General features: G+C 61.4%; 6 protein-coding genes. 1 reads left to right on the forward strand and 5 read right to left on the reverse strand.

From position 1 onward, the window contains the following. Window positions 1-117: 117 nt before the first annotated feature. The 5 genes from EOA60_RS15900 to EOA60_RS15920 all read right to left on the reverse strand — a co-directional run bounded on the left by EOA60_RS15900 (window position 118) and on the right by EOA60_RS15920 (window position 4,731). A complete protein-coding gene (locus EOA60_RS15900) occupies window positions 118-1,014 on the reverse strand; it encodes a branched-chain amino acid ABC transporter permease (RefSeq protein ID WP_128311582.1) in 897 nt (298 codons plus the stop codon). Continuing rightward, entirely contained in the window at window positions 1,014-1,916 is a 903-nt protein-coding gene (locus EOA60_RS15905; RefSeq protein WP_091600479.1) for an ABC transporter ATP-binding protein, read from the reverse strand. Before EOA60_RS15905 ends, EOA60_RS15900 begins: the two co-directional genes overlap by 1 nt. A 56-nt stretch (window positions 1,917-1,972) precedes the next feature. After that, entirely contained in the window at window positions 1,973-3,073 is a 1,101-nt protein-coding gene (gene sfnG, locus EOA60_RS15910; protein WP_127335040.1) for a dimethylsulfone monooxygenase SfnG, read from the reverse strand. Between the two features lie 25 nt (window positions 3,074-3,098). Continuing rightward, window positions 3,099-3,668, reverse strand: coding sequence for an FMN reductase (msuE, locus tag EOA60_RS15915; protein ID WP_236473434.1), 570 nt, complete (start codon window positions 3,666-3,668; stop codon window positions 3,099-3,101). 565 nt (window positions 3,669-4,233) lie between these two features. Then, complete coding sequence (locus tag EOA60_RS15920; RefSeq protein WP_342028483.1) at window positions 4,234-4,731, reverse strand: amidohydrolase family protein; 498 nt, start codon at window positions 4,729-4,731, stop codon at window positions 4,234-4,236. A gap of 602 nt (window positions 4,732-5,333) precedes the next feature. On the opposite strand from EOA60_RS15920, the gene EOA60_RS15925 reads away from it, so the two are divergent. Continuing rightward, window positions 5,334-5,743, forward strand: a 410-nt coding sequence (locus EOA60_RS15925; RefSeq protein ID WP_164899339.1) for a S46 family peptidase, incomplete at its 3' end; no start/stop codon positions are given.

The raw sequence follows: 5,743 nt of genomic DNA on the forward strand, positions 1-5,743 counted from the left end.
GGCAGGGACCACGCCGTAGGCGACGACGAACAGGGCGGTCGCCAACGCCAGCTTCTGAACGAGTTTCGCCCAGTCGACTGGAAGCCTTGCGGCGTCGAGAGCTTGCACGGCCATGGTTCAGACCCTTTCGACGGTTTTCTGGCCAAACAGGCCGGAGGGGCGCACCAAAAGCACAACCAGCGCCATCGCATAGGCGAACCAGCCCTCGATGCCGCCGCCGACGAACGGGCCGAGATAGACCTCGGCCAGCTTCTCGCTGGCGCCGATGATGAGGCCGCCAACGATGGCGCCGAGGATGGAATCGAAGCCGCCAAGCACCAGCACCGGCAGCGCCTTCAGCACGATCAGCGACAGCGAGAACCGGACGCCGAGACGCGCGCCCCACAACAGTCCGGCGACCAGCGCGACGAAGCCGGCCGCCGTCCACACGGTGCCCCAGATGCGAGGCAGCCGCAGCCCGACGGCGAGGGCCGCGAACTGATCGTCGGCGACGGCGCGAAACGCAAGGCCGATCCGCGTCCAATAGAAGAAGGCGCTGAGGCCTGCGACCATGGCGGCGGCGATCGCCGCCGCCAGCAGGTCGAAGGATGAGATCAGTATGCCGCCGACCTCGAAGGGGGTGTCGTCGATGCCGAGGTCGAGCCCGTGCACCTGCGTGCCCCAGATAAGCTGGGCGGCACCTTCGATGATGTAGGAGAGCCCCAGCGTCGCCATGAACAGCGTCATCGGCGAGCGGTTGACCAGTGGCCTGAGCACGGTCCGCTCGATGGTGAAGCCGAGCGCGACCATGACCGCGAAGGTGATGAGCAGCGAAAGCGCGAAGGGGATGCCGCGTTCGACGAGGCTGACAAAGGTGAGCGCTGCGAACAGCACCATCGACCCCTGCGCGAAGTTCAGCACGCCCGACGTCTTGTAGATCAGCACGAAACCTATGGCGACAAGCGAATACATGACGCCAGAGAGCAGGCCGCCGACCAGCACTTCGATGACGAAGAGGAAATCATAGTAGCTCATCAGATGTCCTCGCCATTCTCGCCCTCGGCGGTGCCGATATAGGCCCGGATCACTGCCGGATCGGCCCTGACCTCGGCCGGCGTCCCGTCTGCGATCTTGCGGCCGTAGTCGAGCACGGCGACGCGGTCGGAGAGGCCCATGACGACGCCGATGTCGTGCTCGATCAGGATGATGGTGACGCCGTGCCGGTCGCGCGCGGCGCGCACGAAGCCGGCCATCTCGGCCTTCTCGGTCGCCGTCATGCCGGCCATCGGCTCGTCGAGCAGCAGCAGCTTCGGCTCGGCGACCAGCGCGCGCGCCAGCTCGACCCGCTTCTGCAGGCCGTAAGGCAAGGTGGCGACGAGGCGGTCGGCGACGCTTTCGAGATGCAGGAAGGCGACTATCTGATCGGTCTTTTCGGCGATTCCCGCATCTTCGCTCCGGGCGCGTGGCAGACCTGCAATATGTTCGACGAAACTGGCGCGCCTGGTGTGGACGCGGCCGCACGCGATGTTGTTGCGCACGGACAGACCGCCGAATAGCGCCAGGTTCTGGAAGGTTCGCGCAACGCCGAGCCGTGCTAGACGGCTCGCCGGCACCCGGGAGAAGGACTGCCCGCCGATCGCAATCCTGCCGCGGTCGGCGTGATAGAGGCCGCTGATGATGTTGATCAGTGAGGACTTGCCGGCGCCGTTGGGGCCGATCACCGCGCGGATCTCGCCGACTTCCACTTCGAGATCAACATCGCTCAGCGCCTTGACCCCGCCAAAGGAAATGCCGATCCCGCTCAGCGCGAGAACCACATCCGGCCGTGACGACAGGCGTGCCAGACGCCTGTCGCCGACGGGGTTAGCCACCGCGAGGATGGCGGAAATTTCGGACGCGCGCTCGTATGCGGCCGCTCCCAGCGAAGCACCAATCATGAAACATTCCTGCTTTTGAAGGCGTGTCGGCTGCGGCCCCGTGGGCCGCGCCCGTCCTATTCCGCGGCGACAAGCTCCCTGTCGCGAGCTGCTTCCAGTTCGCGCACCAGAGGAATGACGCGCTTGCCGAAGAACTCGACCTCTTCCTGGAAATGCAGGAAGCCGAGCAGGATCAGGTCGGCACCGGCGTCCTTCAGTTTCAGGATGCGTTCGGCGATCTGTTCCGGCGTGCCGATGAGATTGCTGCGGAAGCCGTCATTGTACTGAACGAGATCCTCGAGGGACGACTTCGCCCAATTGCCTTCGCCTTCCGGCGAGGCCTTGCCGGCATTCTTGACCTGATCGGCAAAGCCCTGCACCGCCTCCGGATTCGCCTTGGCGATGATCTCGTCGAGCACGGCGCGCGCTTCCTGCTCGCTCTCGCGGGCGATGGCGAAAGCGTTGACGCTGATCCTAACCTTGTGGCCGTTGGCTTTCGCCTTGGTGCGGATGTCGTCGACCTGCTTCCGGATCTCCTCCGGGGTATTGCCGTTGGTGAAATACCAATCGGAGACACGAGACGCCATGTCGCGAGCGGCTCGCGACGAGCCGCCCTGGAATATCTCGGGCAAGGGCTCGATCGGCTTCGGCTTCATGGAATAGTTGGTGAAGCGGTAGAAATCGCCCTTCAGCGTGAAGCTGTCTTCCGTCCAGATGCCGCGCAACGCTCGGATAAATTCCTCCGACCGGCGATAGCGCTCGTCATGATCGAGCCAGAGTTCGCCAATCGCGGCGAACTCGCCTCGGAACCAGCCGCTGACGACATTGACGGAGACGCGGCCATTGGTCAGGTGGTTGATGGTAGCGATCTGCTTGGCCGCCAGCGCAGGGTTCCACGGACCGGGCAGGATCGCTGCGATGACCTTCAGCGTTGTGGTCGCGGCAAGCAAGGCATGGCTGAACGAGACTGATTCGTGCTGGTTGTCGGCCCCATAGCCGGCTGTGAAACGGATCTGGCTCAGCGCATAGTCGAACCCGTTGGCCTCGGCAATCTGGGCGAGCTTGCGGTTGTAGTCGATATCCCAACCCGTCCGCTGCTCGATGTTGGAGATGACCAGGCCGCCGGAGACGTTCGGGACCCAGTAGGCGAATTTGATGGCGTCGGAATGCGAACTCATGTCGTCGTTTCCCCTGTTGATTGGCTCAGCCGACGCGGGTGGCGACGGCGGCATTTGCGTGACTTGAGTTGAGCAAGGAGACCGCGTCGGTAGCGGCCCTTGCAATACGCTCGATGATGGCTGCGCCGACGATTTCGCCATCGACGAAATCGTCGGGCGTGCCGTAGACGCCCGTAGGGACGGTGACAGAGCCAAAAAAGCCGAACAATGGCCGGAGCTGATGTTCGAGCACCAGGCCATGGTATGGGCTCCCGCCGGTCGCCGCGAGAAGCACGGTCTTGCCCGTCAACGCGCGATAGTCGACCAGGTCGAACAGGTGCTTGAGAGCGCCAGTGTAGGAAGCCCTATAGACAGGCGTTCCGACCACGAGCAAATCGGCCTTCTCGACACGCTGGATAATCGCTTCTCCAGATGCGCCAAGTGCGCCGCGGGATAGTCCGGCGAAAAGCGACGGTGCTGCCTCCGTGATCTCAATCAGACCGGTGTCGGCAAGCAGGCGCAACGCGACCGCCTTGACCAGCGCATTGACGACCGCCGTGGTGCGGGACGGGTTGCTTACACCGCCGGATATTCCAAGAACCGATAATCGTGCCAAGTCATCTATCTCCCACACATGCGCCATAGGCCACCACCGAAACCAAACGATATTCTACGAAATCTGTAGACATAAGGTACTTTGTTCTGATGTTTTCACGTCAATGGGAAAAACGGCGCTGCTAGGAGCGGCACGCCCACCGCATTCGATCTCAAATGGGATTAACTTGGCAGGGGCCGTAGGCGTCACCCGCGAGTTCGACTTTGGTGAAAACAGGCTCCGCCGGCGCGATATGAGGAATGTCGTCCAGCCGTTTGTGACAGCGCTCTCCACCGATGCCACGCAATCAAATGAGCGCGTGTATTATGACGGCTAGGCGTGCGAGAAACGTCCTCAGGCATTGCCCTACGAAGGAGCCGATATTAGCGCCGAGATTTCAAGGCTGGTCAGGGACGATTGAGAGTTTTGAGCACCGGCAGCACGAAGGCGGCAATCGCAGCGTCATGCCTTCGGAACCATCGGTAGCTGCTCAATACGTTCTGTTGTGCTCCTGCCTGTATATGTGTTGCGTAATTCCCCTGAATGGCAACGGATTACCTGCGTCTGGTTATTCATTCTTCACCACTCACCCGCCCTTGATGATCTTTCGAAGCCGGGCGGGATCGGACAAAATCGCGAGGTCCTTCAACGGATTGCCGTAGACGGCGATGAGATCTGCGTGAGCGCCAGGCGCGATGGTGCCGATGAGGCCTTCCATGTTGAGCACGCGGGCAGCATCCACCGTCGCGGATCGGATCACGTCCCGAGGCTTGAGAACGCGGCCGCGCAGAAGAAATTCCTCTGATTGGTGCCTATGCATCTGGCCAAGCAGATCGGAGCCGTAGCCCATGGTCACGCCAGCGCTTTGAAGCGTTTCGAGCGCCGACAAGCCGGCATCGAGAACGAAGCTCACCTTTTCAAGGGATTCGGCGGACATGCCGTATCTGGCTCCGTCCCGAGCGACGACAGCAAAGGTGATGTTCGTCGGGACGACGAACGCGCCTGCCTCGCGAACCCGGTTGGCGGTTGTCGCTTTGATGAGGTTTCCATGCTCGATTCGGATGGTCGACGTTTCATCCCAGATTTACTTTCGCGCCTCACGCCGGCACTCGCGCACATAGTCCGCCGGGTTATGTCGCCAAGCGCCGAGCGGATTTGCGGCAAGGGGAAGTCCGGGCACTCCTCGCACCCTCGTCCTCGCGCAACACCGCACGTAACAGAAACGATAGCACGCATTCTCACAATTAACGACGGCTGTTCGGCAGTGGGCTTCGTCGCGAGCGAGGACGAGAGTGTCGGGTCTACAACCAAATGTCGGAGGTCGGACCCAAATGTCGGAGGTCGGACACGCAAGGCCCTTACCACGTAGGTGATTGAAAGCTTTATTGACGAGGCGCTCCAATGGCCGGCCCGCAATGCGGGAGATATTGTTAGAGGCGTCTCGAATGACTTCTCCGCGGGACCCGAAGGGCGTCTCAGGCATCCTTTGGCACGATTAGTGCAACGGATGATCCGCAAACGTTGCCGATACAATGTGAGGGGAGCGTCACCCAGATTTTTGTGTTGACCGTCCACTCACTCTTCACCCAGTGGCTGCCGCGCAGGCGCTTGCGGACGCCGGTCAGCCCGATAGCTCATCGATCCAGATCAGCGGAGAACAATACACAGAATGGGAACGAGATCAGCATGAACTCGAATTTTAGTCGTTTGGCCCAAGCCACCGCTATGAACTTGCTCTGGACGTCGGCGAACGAAGGCATGTGGATGCCGGCCCAGATTACGGAACTTGGCGCGGCCATGCGCGCGAATGGACTCCAGCTTGATCCCGCGCAGCTCAGCCGTCTAGACACTGCCCCGCTCAACGCGATCGTATCACTGGGCGGATGTTCAGCTTCCTTCGTCAGTCCGCAAGGACTGGTTGCGACCAACCGTCACTGCGTGCTGGAATCGATCCAGTACAACAGCAAGGAGAGTCAAGACTATCTCACCAAGGGATTTCTAGCGAAAAGCCTTGGTGAAGAATTACCCGCGGTGCCCGGCAGCCGCATCTATGTGATCGAGGATATCCGTGATGTGACCGCCGACATGCTCAAGGG

Source organism: Mesorhizobium sp. M1A.F.Ca.IN.020.06.1.1 (genome assembly GCF_004023265.1).
Lineage (GTDB): Bacteria > Pseudomonadota > Alphaproteobacteria > Rhizobiales > Rhizobiaceae > Mesorhizobium.